The organism is Streptomyces sp. NPDC050625 (assembly GCF_040654755.1).
Taxonomy (GTDB): domain Bacteria; phylum Actinomycetota; class Actinomycetes; order Streptomycetales; family Streptomycetaceae; genus Streptomyces.
On sequence record NZ_JBFAIQ010000001.1, the window covers coordinates 478,419 to 497,705 of the forward strand.

General features: G+C 69.8%; 21 protein-coding genes. 16 read left to right on the forward strand and 5 right to left on the reverse strand.

Annotation, left to right across the window (positions count from 1 at the left end):
- Positions 1 to 2: 2 nt before the first annotated feature.
- The 6 genes from AB0I54_RS02260 (at position 3) to AB0I54_RS02285 (ending at position 4,363) form a co-directional block, all read left to right on the forward strand.
- Positions 3 to 1,457: a histidine kinase gene (locus tag AB0I54_RS02260; RefSeq protein WP_363293949.1), complete on the forward strand. Its 1,455-nt coding sequence runs from the start codon at positions 3 to 5 to the stop codon at positions 1,455 to 1,457.
- A gap of 13 nt (positions 1,458 to 1,470) precedes the next feature.
- Positions 1,471 to 2,223, forward strand: coding sequence for a response regulator transcription factor (locus tag AB0I54_RS02265; RefSeq protein WP_363293950.1), 753 nt, complete (start codon positions 1,471 to 1,473; stop codon positions 2,221 to 2,223).
- Between the two features lie 107 nt (positions 2,224 to 2,330).
- Positions 2,331 to 2,528 (forward strand): hypothetical protein, encoded by a 198-nt coding sequence (locus AB0I54_RS02270; RefSeq protein ID WP_363293951.1) that lies wholly within the window; start codon positions 2,331 to 2,333, stop codon positions 2,526 to 2,528.
- Positions 2,525 to 3,118, forward strand: coding sequence for a pilus assembly protein TadG-related protein (locus tag AB0I54_RS02275; RefSeq protein WP_363294356.1), 594 nt, complete (start codon positions 2,525 to 2,527; stop codon positions 3,116 to 3,118). The genes AB0I54_RS02270 and AB0I54_RS02275 overlap by 4 nt, the downstream gene beginning before the upstream one ends.
- A gap of 34 nt (positions 3,119 to 3,152) precedes the next feature.
- A complete protein-coding gene (locus AB0I54_RS02280; RefSeq protein WP_363293952.1) occupies positions 3,153 to 3,734 on the forward strand; it encodes a hypothetical protein in 582 nt (193 codons plus the stop codon).
- The gene (locus tag AB0I54_RS02285; RefSeq protein ID WP_363293953.1) at positions 3,731 to 4,363 is read left to right on the forward strand and encodes an OmpA family protein; all 633 of its coding nucleotides are present in this window, start codon (positions 3,731 to 3,733) and stop codon (positions 4,361 to 4,363) included. Before AB0I54_RS02280 ends, AB0I54_RS02285 begins: the two co-directional genes overlap by 4 nt.
- A gap of 1 nt (position 4,364) precedes the next feature.
- Here the strand turns inward: AB0I54_RS02285 and AB0I54_RS02290 are convergent, their stop codons facing one another.
- Positions 4,365 to 4,730 (reverse strand): DUF192 domain-containing protein, encoded by a 366-nt coding sequence (locus AB0I54_RS02290; RefSeq protein WP_363293954.1) that lies wholly within the window; start codon positions 4,728 to 4,730, stop codon positions 4,365 to 4,367.
- 77 nt (positions 4,731 to 4,807) lie between these two features.
- Here AB0I54_RS02290 and AB0I54_RS02295 point away from each other — a divergent pair, with 77 nt between their 5' ends.
- A complete protein-coding gene (locus tag AB0I54_RS02295; protein WP_363293955.1) occupies positions 4,808 to 5,680 on the forward strand; it encodes an LLM class flavin-dependent oxidoreductase in 873 nt (290 codons plus the stop codon).
- Positions 5,681 to 5,741: 61 nt separating this feature from the next.
- Complete coding sequence (locus AB0I54_RS02300) at positions 5,742 to 6,299, forward strand: GNAT family N-acetyltransferase (protein WP_363293956.1); 558 nt, start codon at positions 5,742 to 5,744, stop codon at positions 6,297 to 6,299.
- 18 nt (positions 6,300 to 6,317) lie between these two features.
- On the opposite strand, the gene AB0I54_RS02305 is transcribed toward AB0I54_RS02300, so the two are convergent.
- Complete coding sequence (locus AB0I54_RS02305; protein WP_363293957.1) at positions 6,318 to 6,848, reverse strand: DinB family protein; 531 nt, start codon at positions 6,846 to 6,848, stop codon at positions 6,318 to 6,320.
- 769 nt (positions 6,849 to 7,617) lie between these two features.
- Between AB0I54_RS02305 and AB0I54_RS02310 the strand changes: the two genes are divergently transcribed.
- The 4 genes from AB0I54_RS02310 to AB0I54_RS02325 all read left to right on the forward strand — a co-directional run bounded on the left by AB0I54_RS02310 (position 7,618) and on the right by AB0I54_RS02325 (position 12,686).
- The gene (locus AB0I54_RS02310) at positions 7,618 to 8,391 is read left to right on the forward strand and encodes an isoprenyl transferase (RefSeq protein WP_363294357.1); all 774 of its coding nucleotides are present in this window, start codon (positions 7,618 to 7,620) and stop codon (positions 8,389 to 8,391) included.
- Between the two features lie 345 nt (positions 8,392 to 8,736).
- Positions 8,737 to 10,062: a PhoH family protein gene (locus AB0I54_RS02315; RefSeq protein WP_363293958.1), complete on the forward strand. Its 1,326-nt coding sequence runs from the start codon at positions 8,737 to 8,739 to the stop codon at positions 10,060 to 10,062.
- Between the two features lie 418 nt (positions 10,063 to 10,480).
- Positions 10,481 to 11,176, forward strand: coding sequence for a transglycosylase SLT domain-containing protein (locus tag AB0I54_RS02320; protein ID WP_363293959.1), 696 nt, complete (start codon positions 10,481 to 10,483; stop codon positions 11,174 to 11,176).
- A 139-nt stretch (positions 11,177 to 11,315) separates the two neighbouring features.
- The gene (locus AB0I54_RS02325; RefSeq protein WP_363293960.1) at positions 11,316 to 12,686 is read left to right on the forward strand and encodes an AI-2E family transporter; all 1,371 of its coding nucleotides are present in this window, start codon (positions 11,316 to 11,318) and stop codon (positions 12,684 to 12,686) included.
- Between the two features lie 27 nt (positions 12,687 to 12,713).
- Here the strand turns inward: AB0I54_RS02325 and AB0I54_RS02330 are convergent, their stop codons facing one another.
- Entirely contained in the window at positions 12,714 to 13,247 is a 534-nt protein-coding gene (locus AB0I54_RS02330; protein ID WP_363294358.1) for an alkyl hydroperoxide reductase, read from the reverse strand.
- Position 13,248: 1 nt separating this feature from the next.
- A complete protein-coding gene (locus tag AB0I54_RS02335) occupies positions 13,249 to 13,803 on the reverse strand; it encodes a peroxiredoxin (protein WP_030859927.1) in 555 nt (184 codons plus the stop codon).
- Between the two features lie 133 nt (positions 13,804 to 13,936).
- Here AB0I54_RS02335 and AB0I54_RS02340 point away from each other — a divergent pair, with 133 nt between their 5' ends.
- From AB0I54_RS02340 to AB0I54_RS02355, 4 genes are all read left to right on the forward strand, one after another.
- Positions 13,937 to 14,896 (forward strand): LysR substrate-binding domain-containing protein, encoded by a 960-nt coding sequence (locus AB0I54_RS02340; protein ID WP_363293961.1) that lies wholly within the window; start codon positions 13,937 to 13,939, stop codon positions 14,894 to 14,896.
- A 186-nt stretch (positions 14,897 to 15,082) separates the two neighbouring features.
- Positions 15,083 to 15,991, forward strand: coding sequence for a MarR family transcriptional regulator (locus AB0I54_RS02345; RefSeq protein ID WP_363293962.1), 909 nt, complete (start codon positions 15,083 to 15,085; stop codon positions 15,989 to 15,991).
- Positions 15,992 to 16,049: 58 nt separating this feature from the next.
- The gene (locus AB0I54_RS02350; RefSeq protein WP_363293963.1) at positions 16,050 to 16,436 is read left to right on the forward strand and encodes a roadblock/LC7 domain-containing protein; all 387 of its coding nucleotides are present in this window, start codon (positions 16,050 to 16,052) and stop codon (positions 16,434 to 16,436) included.
- Positions 16,437 to 16,440: 4 nt separating this feature from the next.
- Positions 16,441 to 16,869 (forward strand): hypothetical protein, encoded by a 429-nt coding sequence (locus AB0I54_RS02355; RefSeq protein WP_363293964.1) that lies wholly within the window; start codon positions 16,441 to 16,443, stop codon positions 16,867 to 16,869.
- A 55-nt stretch (positions 16,870 to 16,924) separates the two neighbouring features.
- Here AB0I54_RS02355 and AB0I54_RS02360 read toward each other — a convergent pair whose 3' ends face one another.
- A complete protein-coding gene (locus AB0I54_RS02360) occupies positions 16,925 to 19,225 on the reverse strand; it encodes an FtsX-like permease family protein (RefSeq protein ID WP_363293965.1) in 2,301 nt (766 codons plus the stop codon).
- Positions 19,226 to 19,287: the final 62 nt, after the last annotated feature.

A 19,287-nucleotide genomic window follows, 5' to 3' on the forward strand; every position in this document is an offset into this window, starting at 1 on the left:
CGATGGCGACGACGAGGGCGATGACGAGGGCGAGCGTGGGGGTGGGGGCGAGGGAACGCGCGCGACTGCGGTGGCGCCGCGCACGGCCGCCTGCGACCCCGCTCGACGCATCGTCGGCCGCACAGCAGGCGCCGCTGGAGACGCGACTCCCGGCGGGCGGCATCCCCGCCCCCCTCCTCGACCCCGAGAAGATCCAGATCCGCGCCCTCCAGGCGATGTGCCGTCAGGTCTTCGGCTTCCGCCTGGCGATGATCGCGCTGGCCGCGCCCGCCGCGCTCGTCAACGCCGCGCCCGGCCTGGGCGTCCGCCTGGTGGGCGCGGCCGTGGTCGTCACCTTCATGGTCTCGTACGTCCTGTTCCGCGACTGGGAGCGCTTCGGCCCCCTCCTCCTGCGCCACCCCTCGCTCCTCGCCGCGGACACCCTCTTCGGCTCCCTGCTCCTGGTCTCGGCGGGCCCGGACACCACCCTCGCCTACGTCAGCGTCTGCACCCCCCTCCTTGCCGGGCTGGTCTACAGCTGGCGGGGTGCGGCCTGCTTCGCCTCGCTCCAGTCGCTGATCCTGCTGCTGGTCCACGCGACGCTGAAGGACGCCCACCGGGCGGAGGTCGCCGAGTCCCTCCTCCTGCCCGGCCTCTGTGTCATCGCGGGCGCGGTGGGCTCGACCCTGCGCAATCTGATGCTCCGCTTCGGCGCCGCGACCCAGGCCCTGACGACGGTCCAGGCCCGGCTGGCGGTGGCGGAGGCGGTGAGCGCGGAACGGGCCCGGCTGGCCCGGGAGATGCACGACTCGGTGGCGAAGACCCTGTACGGGGTGGCACTGGCCGCCGACGGCCTGGCGGGCTCGGCGGCCGAGGGCGCGCGCATGGACCCGGCCCTGATCAAGCAACAGGCGGAACTGGTGTCCCGCTCGGCCCGCAGGGCGGCCACGGAGGCCCGTGAACTCCTCACCGACCTGCGCCGCGAGCACGATCCCGCGCACGGCGTGGACGTCCTCACCGAACTGGCCGCCCGCACCGAGGACTTCGCGTCCCGCACGGGCCTGCCCGCCGAGTACCACCGGACGGGCGACCACCCGCTCCCACCGATCCCGCCCGCGGTGGCCCGCCAACTCCTCGCGATCGCCGCGGAAGCACTGGAGAACGCGCACCGCCACGCGTCGGCCACGCGGGTCGAGGTGGAAGCGGGAGTCCACGAAGACGTCCTGCGCATGAGCGTCTACGACGACGGCCGGGGCCTGCCTCCCGATACCACGGTCGAACGACTGTGCAGCTCAGGCCACTTCGGCCTGATCGGCATGACCGAACGGGCGGCGTCCGTGGGCGCCCGCGTCCGGATGGGCACGGGCAAGGAGGCCCGGGGCACGGAGGTCCGCCTGGAACTCCCCTTGGCCGCCCTCACGCCCTCACCCCCCACCTTCCCCACCCTCCCCACCCCCCAACAGTCCCCAGACGCATGAGAGGAGGCACCCGATGCCAGGCAACTCCTTCGAGAACCTCCCACCGGCCACCCCGGCCGCACCGCTTCGGCTCGTGGTCGCCGACGACAACCCCGTGGTCCGCGCGGGCCTCACGGCCCTCCTCTCCGGCCGGGAGGACATCACCGTGGTAGCGGAGGCGGCGAACGGCCGGCAGGCCTGCGAGGCGGCCCTGCAACACCGCCCCGACGTCATCCTCCTGGACATCCGCATGCCCGGCGTGGACGGCATCTCGGCGCTTCCGTACCTGGTGCGCCTGGCGCCGGTCATGATGCTCACGTACAGCCACGAGCCGGAGATCGTCCAGGAGGCCGTACGCCTGGGAGCCGGGGGCTACTTGGTGCACGGCGAGTTCGGCGTGGAGCAACTGGTCAGGGCGGTACGGGACATCGGGGAGGGCCGGCCGCACTTCACTCCGACGGCGGCCGAGGCGTTACTGGAGCAGCTTGGAGTGCGTGCAACTGCACACGCGGTTCGTGAACTTCCGGACTTTCCAACGCCTATTTCTTCTCAAAACCTTTCGCAACTGCAACCTGGTGTGGGACAGTCGGTAAGGTCGCGGTTCCGGCTGAGTTCCAGGGAGGCGGAGATCATGGACCTCATCGCGTCCGGCATGAACAACCAGCAGATCGCCGCGACCTGCTTCATCAGCGAGAAGACGGTCAAGAACCACATCAACCGAATCTTCGCCAAGCTCCAGAGCACGAGCCGCTCGCAGGCGGCGGCGAAGTGGTTGGGGGTGGCGTGAAGTGGGGAGTTCTGATTGGGCCCGGGAATGGGCCCTGGGACCCTCCGGGGGGCGGGGGGACGGGGCATACGGTGCCCGCGTCGGAAGCGAATCCGGAGGGGAACACCATGAGCAACTGGTTCAACACCACTGTCGCTTACTTGCAGGCCCGCGCCGCCCGCAGCGACAGGGGCCAGACCGCGGTGGAGTACCTCGGCATCATCGCGGTGGTTGTGGCGATCGTGTTGGCGATCACGGGTACGAGCATCGGTCAGTCGATCTACGACGCGATCACAGCGAAGATCGCCGAGGTGACCGGCGGCTGACCCGCCTCCGTACTTACCGCGACGCAGGGCAGGCCTTCCCCATCTACATCACGGTGGTGGCGGGTCTGCTCTTTCTTGCGTTCGCCTACCTCGCGGTCGGCCAGGCCGCGGCGAATCGGAACAGCGCCCAGACGGCCGCGGACGCGGCCGCTCTCGCGGCTGCACAGAACACACGCGACCAGCTCGCCGACCAGTGGAAGCTGGACGTGCTCGACCCCACCAAGTGGCAGGACATCTTCGACGGCGTCGGGCCAGTCGCCCCCTCGTGCTGGCGGGCATATCAGCTTGCCGCCCAGAACGACGCCGCCGTGGAGTACTGCCGTCCATGGCTGCTGAACTTCGAGGTCCGGGTCAAGACCTCCAAGTCCGTTGGTGACTCGGTTGTCCCCGGCACGGAGAACGTGCACTCGACGGCGACCGCCAAGGCCGTGATCGAGCCGTTGTGCAAGTTCAAGCTGCCCGGCGAGGACGCCCCGGACGACACGCTGCCGCAGCTCAATTGCAAGGACCGGGACTGGGACCTGAACCCGGACGACCTCACCGACCTCCCCGGACCTGAAGACCTCTTCGACGTCCACCTGGCCGACTGACAAGCGAACGACGATTCAAGAAGGAAGCAGAGCGATGATCATTCGGTTCACTGCGAACGCTCGCAGGGGGTTGGTCGCGCTGACGGTGGCGACCAGTCTGGCCCTTGCCGCGGGCGGCTGTGGCGGCGGTGGCGGCGATGACAAGAAGCCGGAGACGTCGGCATCTGCCTCCAAGGGCGGAGGCTCCGGGCCGACTGCGCAGGAAGGGCAGTCGGACGCGCCCCTGGCGGAACTGAAGGGCTCGGACGGTCTGCTGCTCCAGATCACCTCTGCTCAGCGTGACTCCGGTGGCTTCGTCACCGTGAACGGCACTCTGAAGAACGACGGGGCCAAGAGCATCGTCGTCCCCTCCGCCCTGAGCGGTAACGAGACCGAGATCATCAAGAACGGCAGGTCTCTGGGGGGTGCCACGCTGGTCGACCCCAAGGGCAAGAAGCGTTACTACGTCCTGCGGGACACCGACGGCCGGCCCCTGACCACCACAGGCTTCTCGACGCTCAAGCCCGGTGACAGCCTGGCGGTCTTCATGCAGTTCCCGTCGCCCCCGGCGGGTACGGCCGAAGTCGACTTCCAGCTGCCCACGTTCGCATCCGCCACCATCCAGATCTCCGGATGAGGCCAAACGTGACCACAAAACGCCGCCTCGTCGTCACCAGCTTCGTCCTCGCCGCCAACCTCTGCGGCACCGTGGCGGCCCACGCCGACGACACCAGCCCCAGCGTCCCCCCAGGCACCGAGGCCACCGCCACCGCCCCGGTGAAAATCGACCCCACCGACCCCGACCTGAAGCTCCCCGAGGGCGCCACCCTCGCCCAGCCCAAGGTGCTGGACATCAAGTCGGTCGTCGAGGACCAGAGCGGGGACGAGCGCCGCGAGGACACCAACGCGGACGTGAAGTTCGCGCTCCAGGCCGAGGTGCTGTTCAGCAAGGACAGCGCCAAGCTGAGCGCCGAGTCAAAGTCCCGTATCGACGCGATCGCCGAGGAGATCAAGAAGCAGAACGCGACCCAGGTAAGGGTCTTCGGCTTCACGGACAACCTCGGCTCCTCCGCCCACGGCGACGTACTGTCCCGGCAGCGCGCCAACGCCGTACAGGCGGTCCTGGACGCCGACCTGAACGACTCGAACATCACCTTCGAGGTGAGGGGATACGGCGAGCAGTACCCCATCGCGGACAACTCCACGGAGGCCGGCCGCAAGAAGAACCGCCGAGTGGAGGTCTCCTTCCCGCGCTCGGAGAGCTGACCTACTCGACCTCCACGGCCACCCGCACCCCGACCCGAACCCCCCACCCCGCCATGACCCCCGCCTCCGCCTCCAGCACATGCCGGGACCGCAGGCGGGGCAGACCGAGCCGGCCCGGTCGCATCGTGCGTACGGCGATCACCGTGAGGTCGCGGTCGAGGTAGGCGACGTCGATGGGGATCCGCATCCGGAAGGTGTGCACGCCGTTGGCGGGGGACAGCAGCATCGCCCCGTCGACGGAATCCCGGCCCAGCAGCCCCTTCGTACGGGCGCGATACGACGTCGCGAGCTCCAGCGGCAGGGCCACCGCCGCCGAGCCCCCGCCCCGCACGACCAGCCTTCCCCGCCCGTCCCGCCAGCGCGCCATGCCTGGACCCCCTTCGTCGACCCGCCTCGCACTGTAAACAAGTTGTCCCACCCGCACCGGCACGTTAGGAAGGCACCATGACCGGACTCGGCGCTGTTTTCCGTCCCCAACTGCCCCCCGAGCGGCTCAGGGCGGTGGCCCGGGTCGCGGACGAGGCCGGGCTCGAAGAGCTGTGGCTGTGGGAGGACTGCTTCCGGGAGGGCGGGTTCTCGACCGCGGCCGCCGCCCTTGCCCGGACCGAGCGGGTGCGGGTCGGTGTCGGTCTGCTGCCCGTGCCGCTGCGCAACGTCGCCATCACCGCGATGGAGGCCGCCGCCCTGCACCGGATGTTCCCGGGGCGCGCGATCCTCGGTGTCGGGCACGGCGTGCAGGACTGGATGGGGCAGGTGGGCGCGCGGGCCGAGTCACCGCTGACCCTGCTCAGGGAGCATCTCGACGCGCTGCGCGCCCTGTTGCGGGGCGAGCGGCTCACCGTGGACGGGCGGTACGTGAAGCTGGACGACGTCGGGCTCGACTGGCCGCCGCAGGGCCCCGTCGAGGTGTTCGCCGGTGCCACCGGGCCACGTACGCTGCGCCTCTCCGGGGAGGCGGCCGACGGCACGATCCTCACCGCCGCCACCTCGCCGGACGGCGTACGTCGGGCGCGGCGGCTCATCGACGAGGGACGCGCGTCCGCCGGCCGTACCGACCGGCACGAGGTCGTCGTCTACCTCCTCACCGCCACCGGTGCCGACGCCGCCGCCCGCCTCCGTGCCGAACTGGTCGCCGAGGGGGTGGAGTCGGTCCCGGACCTCGGGGTCGCCGGAGACGCGAAGACCGTGGCCGAGGGCGTGCGGCGGCTCGCGGAGGCGGGGGCCGACACGGTGATCCTCCAGCCGACGGGGGACGAGCCGGACCCCGAGGGATTCGTACGGTTCGCGGCCGAGGAGGTCCGGCCCCTCGTGCCGTGACGGAGCCGTGGAGGGGCCGTAGAAGGGCCGTTGTCAGTGCCTCCTGCCAGACTCGGTCGGCATGAGGGAGACGGAGAAGACCGAGACGCCCAGGACAACCGACGAGACGCCCGAAGCGACCGAGAAGCCCCATGTGCTCCTGCGCCCGGTGACGGAGGACGACCTCGAAGTCTTCCTCGCCTACGAGCACGATCCTGAGGCCGTCCGGCGGTCGAGGTTCACGCCCCGGCCGCGGGACGCCTTCCTGAAGCACTGGAGGGAGAGGGTCCTCGGCGATCCCGAGGGCCTCGTGCGGACGGTCACCGTGGACGGGGAGGTCGCGGGGAACATCGTCGCCTGGTGGGAGGGCGAGGACCGCTACGTCGGCTACTGGCTCGGCCGCGCGTACTGGGCCCGCGGCATCGGCACCGAGGCCCTGGGCGCCTTCCTCCGGGAGGAGCGCACGCGGCCGCTGTACGCCGACCCGTTCTCGGGCAACACCGCCTCCGTCCGCCTCCTGGAGAAACACGGCTTCGAACACACCGGCACGATCCGGGACGGAGACGACGAATTCAACCTGCTCGTACTGCGGCCGGCGGAGCGGACGAAGAAGGGGACCGCTCCGGCGAGTTCCTCGTGAACCTCCCAGGAGAGCCGGTCAGCCCGTACCCGTGACCCGCGGATGGTCACCGGTGGCCCCGTCGACCAGCTCCCGCAGGATGTCCATGTGGCCCGCGTGCCGTGCCGTTTCCTCGATCATGTGGACGAGGACCCAGCGCAGGGACACCGGGTGGTCCCGCCACGCGGGGCGGCCGAGGTCGTCCAGGGACAGTTCGGTGATGACGCGGTCGGCGGCGGCGTGGGCACGGCCGTACAAGTCGGTGATCCGTCGCGTCGTCTCGCCGGGGCCCACGGTCATGTCCTCGCCGGCGTACGGGTCGAACCACAGCGGTTCGACCTCGCCGCCGAACGTCTCCACGAACCAGCCGTACTCCACCGACGCCAGATGCTTCACCAGACCGAGCAGATTGGTCCCGGACGGGGTGATCGGTCGGCGCAGCTGTTCGTCGTCGAGTCCGTCGAGCTTCCACAGGACGGCGTCCCGGTGCCGTTCGAGACTCGCGTGCAGGGTGTCCTTCTCGCAGCCCGTGTACGGCATGCCGGGAGCGTCCTTCTCGGGTGTCGTCATGCCGCGCGAAGCTAGCAGTGGGCACTGACAGGGCCCTGTGGGCGCAGTGGTTGCGGAAATGGCCGGGAAGCGCCGTTCGGGACGTGGAGCAAATCGGGTGATCTACGCAAAAGCGAACGTGTTGATCCTGCCTCTCCCCGGAATGTCCACGCGGTTTCCACATCGTTATCGCGAGCGACTCGCATCTACTCGACCCCTCACGTAAGTTCAGACCAAGGGAATTCGCGTGAGCAAAGCTGCGCGGGCGGCACCGCGCAGTGGAGGGGGCTGCGCGGTGCCGAAATGCACCCGCGGACACGTCAAGCGGTCGTTCGCGACCGGGGTAGCCCTTCGGGGGGACCGTGGACGCCTTGCCGATTGGCTCCTCGCGGGCCTCCAGCCCTTTTGATCTCTGTGTGCGCGCCCCGTTCGCCTGGGAATCCGCCGTGAATCGGCCAAGCGCAACCCCCCGAACAATGGCTTCAGAGCCCACCTGGGCGTTGCCACGCGACTCCGGAGAGTAGTTGTGGCACGCCGATGCACGCATCAGCCCTTACAAAGGGTTATGGTGGAAACCCCCCCTCGGGCCGGTCCGTCTCCCCCCCACGGACCGGCCCGTTTTTTCGTCCGGCTGCCCCGCGGCTCCCGAGGGGCACCGGCCGTTCTTGCCGTCCGGGAAACCCCACCGGGAAAGCGCACCCACTCACAGCCCTCGCCAACGGTCAAGGCCCCACAGGGGTAGGCTTCGCCGGCAAGGGGGACCGCACCGATGGAGGGGACTGACAATCACGTGAACCTGCGCGACAAACTGCGCGGCCTTCTGGTCAGGCTCTACGCACGCCGGGTGGAAGGCCACCTGGACCACGCTCAGGTGCCCAAGCACATCGGCGTCATCATGGACGGCAACCGTCGCTGGGCGAAGGCCGCGGGCTCGACCACGGTCCACGGTCACCGGGCCGGTGCGGAGAAGATCGAGGAATTCCTCGGCTGGTGCTCCGAGACGGACGTCGAGGTCGTCACCCTGTGGCTGCTGTCCACGGACAACTTCGACCGCGCCAAGGAAGAACTCGTCCCGCTGCTCGGCATCATCGAGGACGTCGTCCGCACCCTCGCCGCCGACGGCCGCTGGCGTGTGCACCATGTGGGCACCCCGGACCTGCTGCCCTCTCAGATGCAGACCGCGCTGAAGGAGGCCGAGGAGGCCACGGCCGACGTCGAGGGGATAGTGGTCAACGTCGCCATCGGCTACGGCGGCCGCCAGGAGATCGCCGACGCCGTTCGCTCGATGATCACGGACGCCGCCGACAAGGGCACCTCCATGCACGAGCTCGCCGAGTCCGTCGACGTCGACATGATCGGCCGCCACCTCTACACCGGTGACCAGCCGGACCCCGACCTGGTGATCCGTACCAGCGGTGAGCAGAGACTGTCCGGATTCATGCTGTGGCAGACGGCCCACTCCGAGTACTACTTCTGCGAGGTCTTCTGGCCGGCCTTCCGCAAGGTCGACTTCCTGCGCGCCCTGCGCGACTACGCGGCACGCCACCGCCGCTACGGCGGCTGACGCACACCACCCGGAGCGGTCCACGTCCGGAGCTTCGCCCCCTGTACACCCGTTGGGGCGGAAGTCACGAGGAGTTCACCGGTGCGCTGTCCTATGCATTTGCATGGCAGTGCATGTTCGAGGGCATAAGCCAAGCAGGTCGACACCCGAACCACGGGTGTCGGATCTCAGCGGGCGGCGCGGAGCCGTCCGCCCGGGAGGCCCTTTGCACCAGCCCGACCGTGCGCTCTCAGCACGGACGCAGCCACGGAGGGCCGGTTCTCGGCCCGCCGTACGCGGGGGCCGTCGACCGGTCCAGCTCCATCTCGTCGCTCCCCGACCTCATCCGAGGGGGTACGTCCTTCCGTGGTGACCAGCACAAAGCGCCACAAGTCAGACCGGCGCACGTATGTTCTCGACACCAGCGTCCTGCTGGCCGACCCCAACGCCCTGGCCCGCTTCGACGAGCACGAGGTCGTGCTCCCCATCGTCGTGGTCACGGAACTGGAGGCCAAGCGGCACCATCCCGAACTCGGCTACTTCGCCCGGCAGGCCCTGCGCCTGCTCGACGACTACCGGGTGCGGTACGGCCGGCTGGATGCCCCCATCCCGATCGGGGACCTCGGCGGAACGATCCGTGTCGAGCTCAACCACTCGGACCCCAGCGTGCTGCCCACCGGCTACCGCCTGGGGGACAACGACTCCCGCATCCTCGCGGTGGCCCGCAATCTGCAGGCCGAGGGGTACGACGTCACCGTGGTGTCGAAGGACCTGCCGCTCAGGATCAAGGCGTCGTCCGTGGGGCTCCTCGCGGAGGAGTACCGCGCCGAACTCGCCATCACGGACTCCTCCGGCTGGACCGGAATGTCCGAACTGACCCTGTCCGGCGAGCAGGTGGACATCCTCTTCGACGAGGGACACGTGTATGTACCGGAGGCATCCGATCTCCCGGTGCACACGGGTCTGACCATCCAGTCCGAGCGCGGCAAGGCGCTGGGCCGGATGACGTCGGAGGGCAACGTCCGGCTGGTGCGCGGTGACCGGGAGGCGTTCGGCATCAAGGGCCGCAGCGCCGAGCAGCGGATCGCCCTCGATCTGCTCCTCGACCCGGACGTCGGCATCGTGTCGATGGGCGGCCGGGCCGGCACCGGCAAGTCGGCGCTGGCGCTGTGCGCGGGTCTGGAAGCGGTCCTGGAGCGCCGTCAGCACCAGAAGGTGATGGTCTTCCGTCCGCTGTACGCGGTCGGCGGGCAGGAGCTCGGCTATCTGCCCGGCTCCGAGGCCGAGAAGATGAGCCCCTGGGCGCAGGCGGTCTTCGACACCCTCTCCGCGGTCACCAGCCGCGAGGTCATCGAGGAGGTCACCGCGCGCGGGATGCTGGAGGTCCTGCCGCTGACCCACATCCGCGGCCGCTCGCTGCACGACGCGTTCGTGATCGTGGACGAGGCGCAGTCGCTCGAACGGAATGTCCTTCTGACCGTTCTGTCCCGGATCGGCGCGAATTCACGCGTGGTTCTGACCCACGACGTGGCGCAGCGGGACAATCTGCGGGTCGGACGATATGACGGTGTGGTCGCCGTCGTGGAGAAACTGAAGGGGCATCCGCTCTTCGCCCACGTCACTCTGACGCGGTCCGAGAGGTCCCAGATCGCCGCACTTGTGACCGAAATGCTGGAGGACGGTCATATCTGACCCGACTGTCCAACTTGGACGGATTGCTCGGTAGTTGGCGCCGCCCGGCAAAGGCCCTGAGCCTAGCCGGGCGGCGCCGTCGTATGTGGCGGTTTCTTAAAATCCCCTGGGTCAAACGGGATGTGAGCTTTCACACGCACCTCGGAATTGCCACCCGGCGTTGTGTTACGGCAGAGTCTCACTCCTGTCAGGCCCCGCATACGACACACCTGTACCCCCAGCGGTACGGCACAACAGAAGCACCACGGCTAACTCCACAGCGACGTCGTATGCCGCCCGAGCACCACGCGGCGCTCCCGTGCAGGGAGTTGCCCACCGGGCCCGTGCCTCCCGTGACCCCGCAGTTGGGAGGCCAGCGTCAGGGGCACGATTGCGTCCGCCAGGGTCACCGAAGCGGGCGATGCTGGAAGGAAACCGTGTGAGCCGGATTTCGGTCCGGGGATTCGCAGTGGCCTCCGCCACCGCGGTCACCGCAGTCGGAAGCGTCGTCGGCGTTGCCTCGGGCAGCGTCGCGCAGAACAGCAACGACGCCGAGCCGACGGCTGCCGACGCCACGCTCCTCGCGGACATACCCGCGGGTCAGCAGGCCCAGGTGCAGACCGCGTCCCTGACGCAGCAGGCCGACGCCCAGGCCATCCAGGCGGACGCGAGCGCCAAGAAGGACGCCGAGGAGGCGGCCCGCAAGGCAGCCGCCGAGACCGCCGTCGCCAAGAAGGCCGCCGCGGAGAAGGCCGAGAAGGAAGCCAAGGCCCGCGCGGAGGCGAAGAAGGCGGCCACCCGGTCGACCCGCGACTCCTCCAGCTTCCCCGTGCAGAGCTCGTACACGGTCGCGCAGATCCAGGCGATGGCGCGCCAGATGGTGGCGAGCGGCCAGTTCCAGTGCTTCAGCAACATCGTGGACCACGAGTCCAGCTGGAACTACCGTGCGGTCAACGCGTCCTCCGGCGCGTACGGCCTCTTCCAGGCGCTGCCCGGTTCCAAGATGTCGTCCGTCGGCGCCGACTGGCAGACGAACCCGGCCACCCAGATCAAGTGGGGCCTCAACTACATGAACAGCCGGTACGGCAGCCCCTGTGAGGCCTGGTCGTTCTGGCAGGCGAACCACTGGTACTGAGCCCGTCGGTTCCCTCTCAACCTTGCGCAGCCCCTCCCCGTCCTAGGGGGAGGGGCTTTCGCCCTGTACGGTCGGACGCGAACGACTCCAGGGGGGAGTGGTGGCGAGCACCCGGGGACGCGGGGGAAAGGGACGGATCATGTCGCGAGTGCCAGGGTGGCTCGGCCGACTCGGCGCCGGACTGACCGAAATGGGCGAGCGGTTGGACGAGCGACGGGCCGAGGTGGAGAAGGAGACCACCGAGCCCGACCCGGTCGTCACCGACGGCATGGCCGAACCGGCGCCGGCCGCCCCGCACCCGCCCGTGCCCGCCGGTCCGCGTCCGGACCCGGCCCAGGCCGTGCCGTGGGGCGTCAGGGTCGCCGCCGAGGCGGGCTGGCGGCTGCTGGTGCTCGCGGGCACGGTGTGGGTGCTGATGCGGGTCATCAGCGCCGTACAACTGGTCGTCTTCGCCTTCGTCATCGCGCTGCTGATCACCGCACTGCTGCAGCCGACGGTGGCCCGGCTGCGGCGCCACGGGGTGCCGCGCGGTCCGGCCACCGCGCTCACCGCCATCCTCGGCTTCGTCGTGATGGGCCTGATCGGGTGGTTCGTGACCTGGCAGGTCATGGAGAACATCGACACCCTCTCCAACCAGATCCAGCACGGCATCGACGATCTGCGCAACTGGCTGCTGAAGAGCCCCTTCCACGTCACGGACAAGCAGATCAACCAGATCGCCAAGAACCTCCGCGAGGCGATCGGTGCCAACGCGGACCAGATCACGTCCGCGGGCCTGGAGGGCGTACAGGTCATCGTCGAGACCCTGACCGGCATCCTGCTGGTGTTCTTCTCGACGCTGTTCCTGCTCTACGACGGCGAGCGCATCTGGGAGTGGTCGCTGAAGCTGGTGCCCGCGGCGGCCCGCCCGGGCGTGGCCGGCGCCGGACCGCGCGCCTGGCGCACCCTGACCGCCTACGTCCGCGGCACGGTGCTGGTGGCCCTGATCGACGCCATCTTCATCGGCCTCGGGATCTACTTCCTGGACGTCCCCATGGCCGTCCCGCTGGCCGTGTTCATCTTCCTGTTCTCGTTCATCCCGCTCGTGGGCGCGGTGGCGTCCGGCGCGCTGGCGGTCGTCGTCGCGCTGGTGACGCAGGGCGTCTTCACGGCGGTCATGACCCTGCTGGTGGTCCTGGCGGTCCAGCAGATCGAGGGCCATGTCCTGCAGCCGTTCATCCTGGGCCGCGCGGTGCGGGTGCACCCGCTGGCGGTGGTGCTGTCGGTCGCGGCCGGCGGCATGGTCGCGGGCATCGGCGGCGCGGTGGTGGCCGTACCGCTGGTGGCGGTGACGAACACGGTGGTGGGCTATCTGAAGGCCTATGCGGAGGAGCAGGCTGTTCTCGCGGGCCAGGAGGACTCGGCCCCACCGGACTTCGAGGACGAGACCGTCCGGGCCGAGGCGGGGTCCGCGGTCGCAGCGCCCAGGGACGCCCAGGAAAGCACCGGGGGCCTCGCCCACCAGGAGTGAGCGAGGCCCCGGCACGGCACGGCCGAACTACTCGGAGAGCACCGCTTCCGCCTCCAGGGTCACCCCGACCGCCTGGACGACCGAGGCGATCTTGAAGGACTCCTGGATGACCTCACGGTCGACGCCCGCCTTGCGCAGCACCTGCTCGTGCGAGTCGAGGCACATCCCGCAGCCGTTGATCGCGGAGACCGCGAAGGACCACAGCTCGAAGTCGACCTTGTCGACACCCGGGTTGCCGATGACGTTCATCCGCAGACCCGCGCGCAGGCTGCCGTACTCGTGGTCGGACAGCAGGTGACGGGTGCGGTAGAAGACGTTGTTCATCGCCATGACGGCCGCCGCGGCCTTCGCCGCGGTGTACGCCTCCGGCGACAGGTTCGCCTTCGCCTCGGGCTCCAGCTCGCGCAGGACGATGGGGGAGCGGGAGGCGATGGCGGTCGCCAGCACCGTGCCCCACAGCTGCTGCGCCGGCAGGTCCGAGTTGCCGATGACCGAGCCCAGGTTGAGCTTCAGGTCCTTGGCGTAGTCCGGAATGCGGGACTTGAGGGAGTCGAGGGACAACTCACTCACCGGCCAGCAGGGCGACCGGGTCCAGCGTCTCGTCGCCCTTGCTCCAGTTGCACGGGCACAGCTCGTCCGTCTGGAGGGCGTCGAGGACCCGCAGGACCTCCTTGGGGTTACGGCCGACGGAACCGGCGGTCACCATGGAGAACTGGATCTCGTTGTTCTGGTCGACGATGAAGACGGCGCGCTTGGCGAAGCCGTCCTCGCCCTCGATGCCGAGGTCGCGCATGAGCTCGTGCTTGGAGTCCGCCATCATCGGGAACGGCAGGTCGCGCAGGTCGTCGTGGTCCTTGCGCCAGGCGTGGTGCACGAACTCGGAGTCACCGGAGAAGCCGAGCACCTGGGCGTCACGGTCGGCGAACTCGTCGTTCAGCTTGCCGAAGGCCGCGATCTCGGTGGGGCACACGAAGGTGAAGTCCTTCGGCCAGGCGAAGACGATCTTCCACTTGCCCTCGTAGGTCTTGTGGTCGATCGTCTCGAACTCCTTGCCCTTCTCCAGCGAGACGCAGGCGGTCAGTTCGAACTCGGGGAACTTGTCACCGACAGTGAGCACGCGCTCTCCTTGCAGCGGGGAAACCCCCGGATCGCGGGCGTTTCCCTTGGGTTGGACGTTGTCGATGTTGGCACAGGGTCGATTGATACGGGAAATAGCTACACTCGGTCGTGTTGATCGGAGGTGTCTATCAGTGACCGTGAGTAGCGTGAGTGGGAGGCGGCGCCGGCCGAGCCTGTCCCAGCTGCGTGCCTTCGCCGCCGTGGCCGAGCATCTGCACTTCCGGGACGCGGCCGCCGCCATCGGCATGAGCCAGCCCGCCCTGTCGGGGGCCGTCTCGGCCCTGGAGGAGACCCTCGGGGTCACCCTGCTGGAGCGTACGACCCGAAAGGTGCTGCTCTCGCCCGCCGGTGAGCGTCTCGCCGTACGGGCGAAGGCGGTGCTGGACGAGGTCGGTGCGCTGCTGGAGGAGGCCGAGGCGGTCCGTGCGCCCTTCACCGGGGTGCTGCGGCTCGGGGTCATTCCGACCGTCGCCCCCTATCTGCTGCCGACCGTCCTGCGGCTCACGCACGACCGGTACCCGGACCTCGATCTCCAGGTGTACGAGGAGCAGACCGCCAGCCTGCTCGACGGGCTGGCCGGCGGACGCCTCGACCTGCTGCTGCTCGCCGTGCCCCTGGGCATCCCCGGCGTCATCGAACTCCCGCTCTTCGACGAGGACTTCGTGCTCGTCACCCCACTGGACCACTGGCTCGGCGGCCGCGAGGGAATCCCGCGCGAGGCCCTCAGGGAGCTCAATCTGCTGCTCCTGGACGAGGGGCACTGCCTGCGCGACCAGGCCCTCGACATCTGCCGCGAGGCGGGACGGGCGGACGCTCCGGTCACGACCACCGCCGCGGGCCTGTCGACCCTGGTCCAGCTCGTCGCCGGCGGGCTGGGCTGCACCCTGCTCCCCCGTACCGCCCTCAAGGTCGAGACCACCCGCAGCAATCAGCTCCTCACCGGATACTTCGCCGAACCCGCCCCGAGCCGCCGTGTCGCCCTCGCCATGCGCACCGGATCGGCCCGCGGCGCCGAGTACCGGGAGCTGACGGCCGCACTGCGCGAGGCCCTGCGGCCGCTGCCCGTACGAGTGCTCGACGGCACCAACTGAGTTCGCTTCGAAATCGATCAAATGAGTGTCGAACAAGGCGTTTTGAGTAGCTGGACGCTCCAACTTCCGTCAGCTGCAGACAGGTGGGAAATCCCCGGCAGAAATATGCCGCTGAACTGATACACATACCCCCTCGGTGCGACGCGTCAGGCGTCAGTGCGAAATGCCGATACGCCAAGGGGAGTGATGTCGGAGGTTCGGGATTCCCTTGACCGGGCCGGCTACGGACGGCTCGCGCACGCCCTCACCGTGTGCGGGCGCGAGGGATTCACGGGAGAACTACGGGTGCCGGGCAGCCCGGGTGGCGTGTTCCACCTGCGGGACGGGCTCGTGGTCGCGGCCGAGAGCCCCGGCGCCCCCGCCCCCGAGGCGCTCCTGCTGCGCTCCGACCGCATCGACGGCGAGCAGTGGGCGGAACTGGTGCGTGAGTCCGGCGGGGCACGCTGGCCGGCCGCCGGGCTGATCGCCCACGGCTACGCGGGGCCCGCCCAGCTCAGGGTGGTCTGTGTCATGGCCCTGCACGACGCGGCCTTCGCCATCGTCGCCGGCCGGGTGGACGGCTGCGAGCCCGTCACCGGCACCGAGCCGCACGCCCCGGTCGCCGTCGGCGAGACACCCGCCCGGCTGCTCCAGGAGGCGGTGCGCAAACTGGCCGCCGTGGCCGCGCTGCCGTACCCCGTGCGCCCCGACCGGGAACGCCCCCTGCCCAAGGCCCCCGCCGAGCGCGCCCGCACCCCGCTGCAACAGGAGCTGCTCGTCCATGCCGACGGCCGCCGCACCGCCCGGGACCTGGCCTTCCGTACCGGCCGCGGGGTCTACACCGTCACGGTGGAGGTCGCGCGCATGCTCGGCGAAGGGCTGCTGGAGTGCGCCGCCCTCGCCGACCGGGTCCCCGTCCGGATGCCGCTGGAGGCTCCGGTCGTACGACACCGCAAGCCGCCCCCGAGCACCCCGGCCCCGGAGCCGCCCCCCGCCCCCACCGAACTGCCGCGCCGCGAACCGGGCGCCAGCGGCATCACCGAAACCCTCACCCCGACCAAGAGCGGGGCGAGCTGGAAAGGGTTCTTCCGGCTGCGGCACGGAACCGCCAAATGAAAGGCGCGAGTTGATCGCTGCAACGGTCGAATTCAGTCAGGAACGAGGAGTTGAGCAGATGAATCACGAAGCCCTGGCGCGAGAAATGCGCGGGCTGCGCGAAAGGGTCACCGGAATTACCGACACGGCACTGGCCGCCGCCGACGGAATGCTCATCGCGGCGGACACGGCGGACTCGATCGACCCGGAGAGCCTCGCCGCGCTCGCGGCCGCCGGCCTCGGCCTGGCGCGCCGCACCGCCGAGGCCACCTCGCGCGGAGTGCTGCGGCAGACGGTGACGTACGGCAGTCACGGCTGCGTCGCCTTCTACGCCGTCGGCGACACGGCCCTGATGGTCGTGCTCGGCGACGAGGGGATGGACGTGGACCGACTGCACCGGGCCACCCACCCGGCCCTCGACCGGATCGGTTCGATCCTCATGGACAAGACACCAGAAGGAGTGTGAAGGGATGGCGACAAAGCGTATGACTCCGGGTTTCTCCGACCAGGTGATGAGTCTGGTCAAATCGCTCCGCAGCGACGCACCGGACTGCCTCGCGGCAGGTGTGGTCGACATGTCGACCGGGATGCTGCTGTCCTACGAGACGGTCGACAACCACCCGCCCGAGGTCCTGGACCTCCTGGCGGGCGCGACCCTCGACCTGTTCCAGGGGCGCACGGTCGTGATGATCGAGGACATCTTCAAGGAGCGCCGCGGCATCACCGCTGACAGCCACTTCTTCCAGGAGATCCTGGTCAACAGTGAGAACCTCACCCACCTGTTCATCCGTATGAACGAGCAGCAGGACGTCGTGGCCGTGATCGTCTGCCGCAAGTCGGTCAACGTAGGCATGCTGTTCGCCCAGGCCCGGAGGGTGGTGCGGGAGCACAGCCTGTGACCGCACGGGGCGTGGGCCCCTCCCACCGGGAAGGGGCCCACGCGACGGGGTGCGGCTACTCCGTCCGCAGCCCGTCCGGCCGCATCAGCCGCAGCAGCGGCGGCAGGCTGAGCAGCGTCACCGCGACGACGACCGAGGCACCCACGCCGGTCATCGACAGGACGCTCATCCAGTCCACGCGGACCGTGGTGTTCGTCATCCTCAGCAGGACCGCGCCCAGCGTCAGACCCACCGTGCACGCCAGCAGCAGGCCGAGCGCGATCGGGATCGCCGTCTGCCACAGCACCGACAGACCAAGGGTGCGGCGCCGGGTGCCGAAGGCGATCAGCGACGACAGCAGCTTCTTGCGCTCGCGCAGCTGCTCCAGCTGGGAGACCAGCAGGCTCACGCCGATCAGCACCAGGACGCAGCTGGCACCGACGAACAGGCCGGTACGGATGGACCGGAACTGCGACGACTGCTCACTGGCCGCCAGGTTGAACACGTTGGCCATCGGATCCAGCCGCGCGGCCGTGTTGCGCACGTGGTCGCGAGCGTCCGGCACCGACGGGTCCAGCATCACGAACACCTTCTGGTACAGACCGGCCGCCGCGCCTTCGGGCAGCGCGCCCGAGGTGATCAGCAGGCCGCCGCGCTCATAGCCGGTCGGGTCCTCGCGCCGCTCCGCCGTCTTGACGCGGGAGGGCACCGTCCAGGCCGTCGGGTGGCTCGGCGTCCCCTCGTACGACGGGTCGAAGTACACGGTGCTGCCCGGCCCGGCGAGCTTCTTCGTCTTGCTGTCGTAGTCGCTGCCGAGGATCCGGAAGACGTCGCCGTTGCGGCAGGACGCCAGCCGTGCCACCTCGCGCAGCTCCGCGCAGCTGCCGACGGCGACCTCCAGCTCGGACTCGGGCTGCTTCGCCCGGTCCCCGACCGAGGCCAGCGAGATGGCCGACACGCGCCGCACGCCCGTGGTCTTCTCCAGCTGCCGTCCGGCCTCGGCGAGCGGGATGCCGTTGCCCGTGGAGACCTCCAGCTGAGCCCGGCTCAGATCGTTGGCGGTCTGCTTGGTGTAGTCGCCCTCGACCCCGGCGAACAGCATCTGCAGCGCGATCGCCCCGGCCACCGCGACGGCGATGCCGTTGACCATACGGGCGGCCGTACCGCTGCTCAACTGAAGTCTGCGAACGGCCAGTTGCCAGGAGACCGAACCGGAGTTGAGCCGGGCCACCACGGCCTCGACGATCCACGGCAGCAGGGCGGTGATGCCGACGAGCAGCAGTACCGTGCCGCCGATCACCAGCCATTCGTTGAAGTTCCCGTTGTCGTTGCCCTGCCCGATCATCGGGTAGAGCAACGCGAGGCCGCCCAGCGGCAGCAGCAGCCGCCACCACAGCCGGCGCCGCGGCGGCTGCGCCTTGCGGACCACGCCGAGCGGTTCGATGACGACCCCGCGCAGGGCGAACAGCGTCACCAGGACGGCCGCCGCGGGCACGGCGACGGCGACGAGCGCGACGAGCGCCGGCGACGGGTTGAGGTCGCTCGGGAACACGCTGATGTCCCGCACCTTCAGCAGGGCCGCCAGCTGACGCCCGGCCAGGAAGAAGCCGGTGCCGAGGGCGAGTCCGAGCAGTGCCCCGGCGAGCGCCTCGCCGCCGGCGATCCGGCGCGCCATCCGGCCGTCCGCCCCGACCAGCCTGAGCGCCGCGAGCCGGCGGTCCCGGCGCTCGCCGCCGAAGCGCACGGCCGTCGCGATGAACACACCGACCGGCAGCAGCAGCACGGTGAAGACGATCAGGACGAGCAGCAGCAGGACCGGGTCCAGTGAGTCCTGAGTGCTCTGGGAGGAGGGCCCGAAGCGGTTGATGCGCTCGACGTTGCCGCCGGACAGGCGGTTCTCCAGGCCCGTGGCGCCCGCGTAGTAGGCGAGTTCGGCGGGCCCGATGAGTCCGGACTGTGCGATGGTGCCGGTGATGCGGTAGGGGATGCGCTCGCGCAGCAGCTTGCCGGAGTCGGACTCCAGCAGGTTCTTCAGCGCGGGCGAGACGACCATCTCGCCCTTCGCGGGGAACTCGGTGATGCCCGGCGGCAGCGGGGCCCGTGCGCCCTCGGGCTCCAGGAGCCGGCCGCGGACGTCGTCGCTGCGGAACGTCGTGTCGGTGCGGCCGACGATGAGCGTGTCGTCCGCCTTCGGCATCACCTTCGCGATGTAGGTGAAGTCGTCCCGGGCGGTGCCGCGGTGGTCACGCTCGCGCAGCGCGTTCGGCAGCGCCGTGGTGAGCAGCAGCAGCGCCACCCCGAGGCCGACGCCGACCGCGGTCAGCAGCGCCCGGATCCAGCCTTCACGCCCGCCGGTGAAGGCGAACCGGACCCCCATGGCCAGGTCCCTGACCCACCCCCAGGCTCTCGGCTCCGCTCGACCGGGGAGGTGCCCCCTTC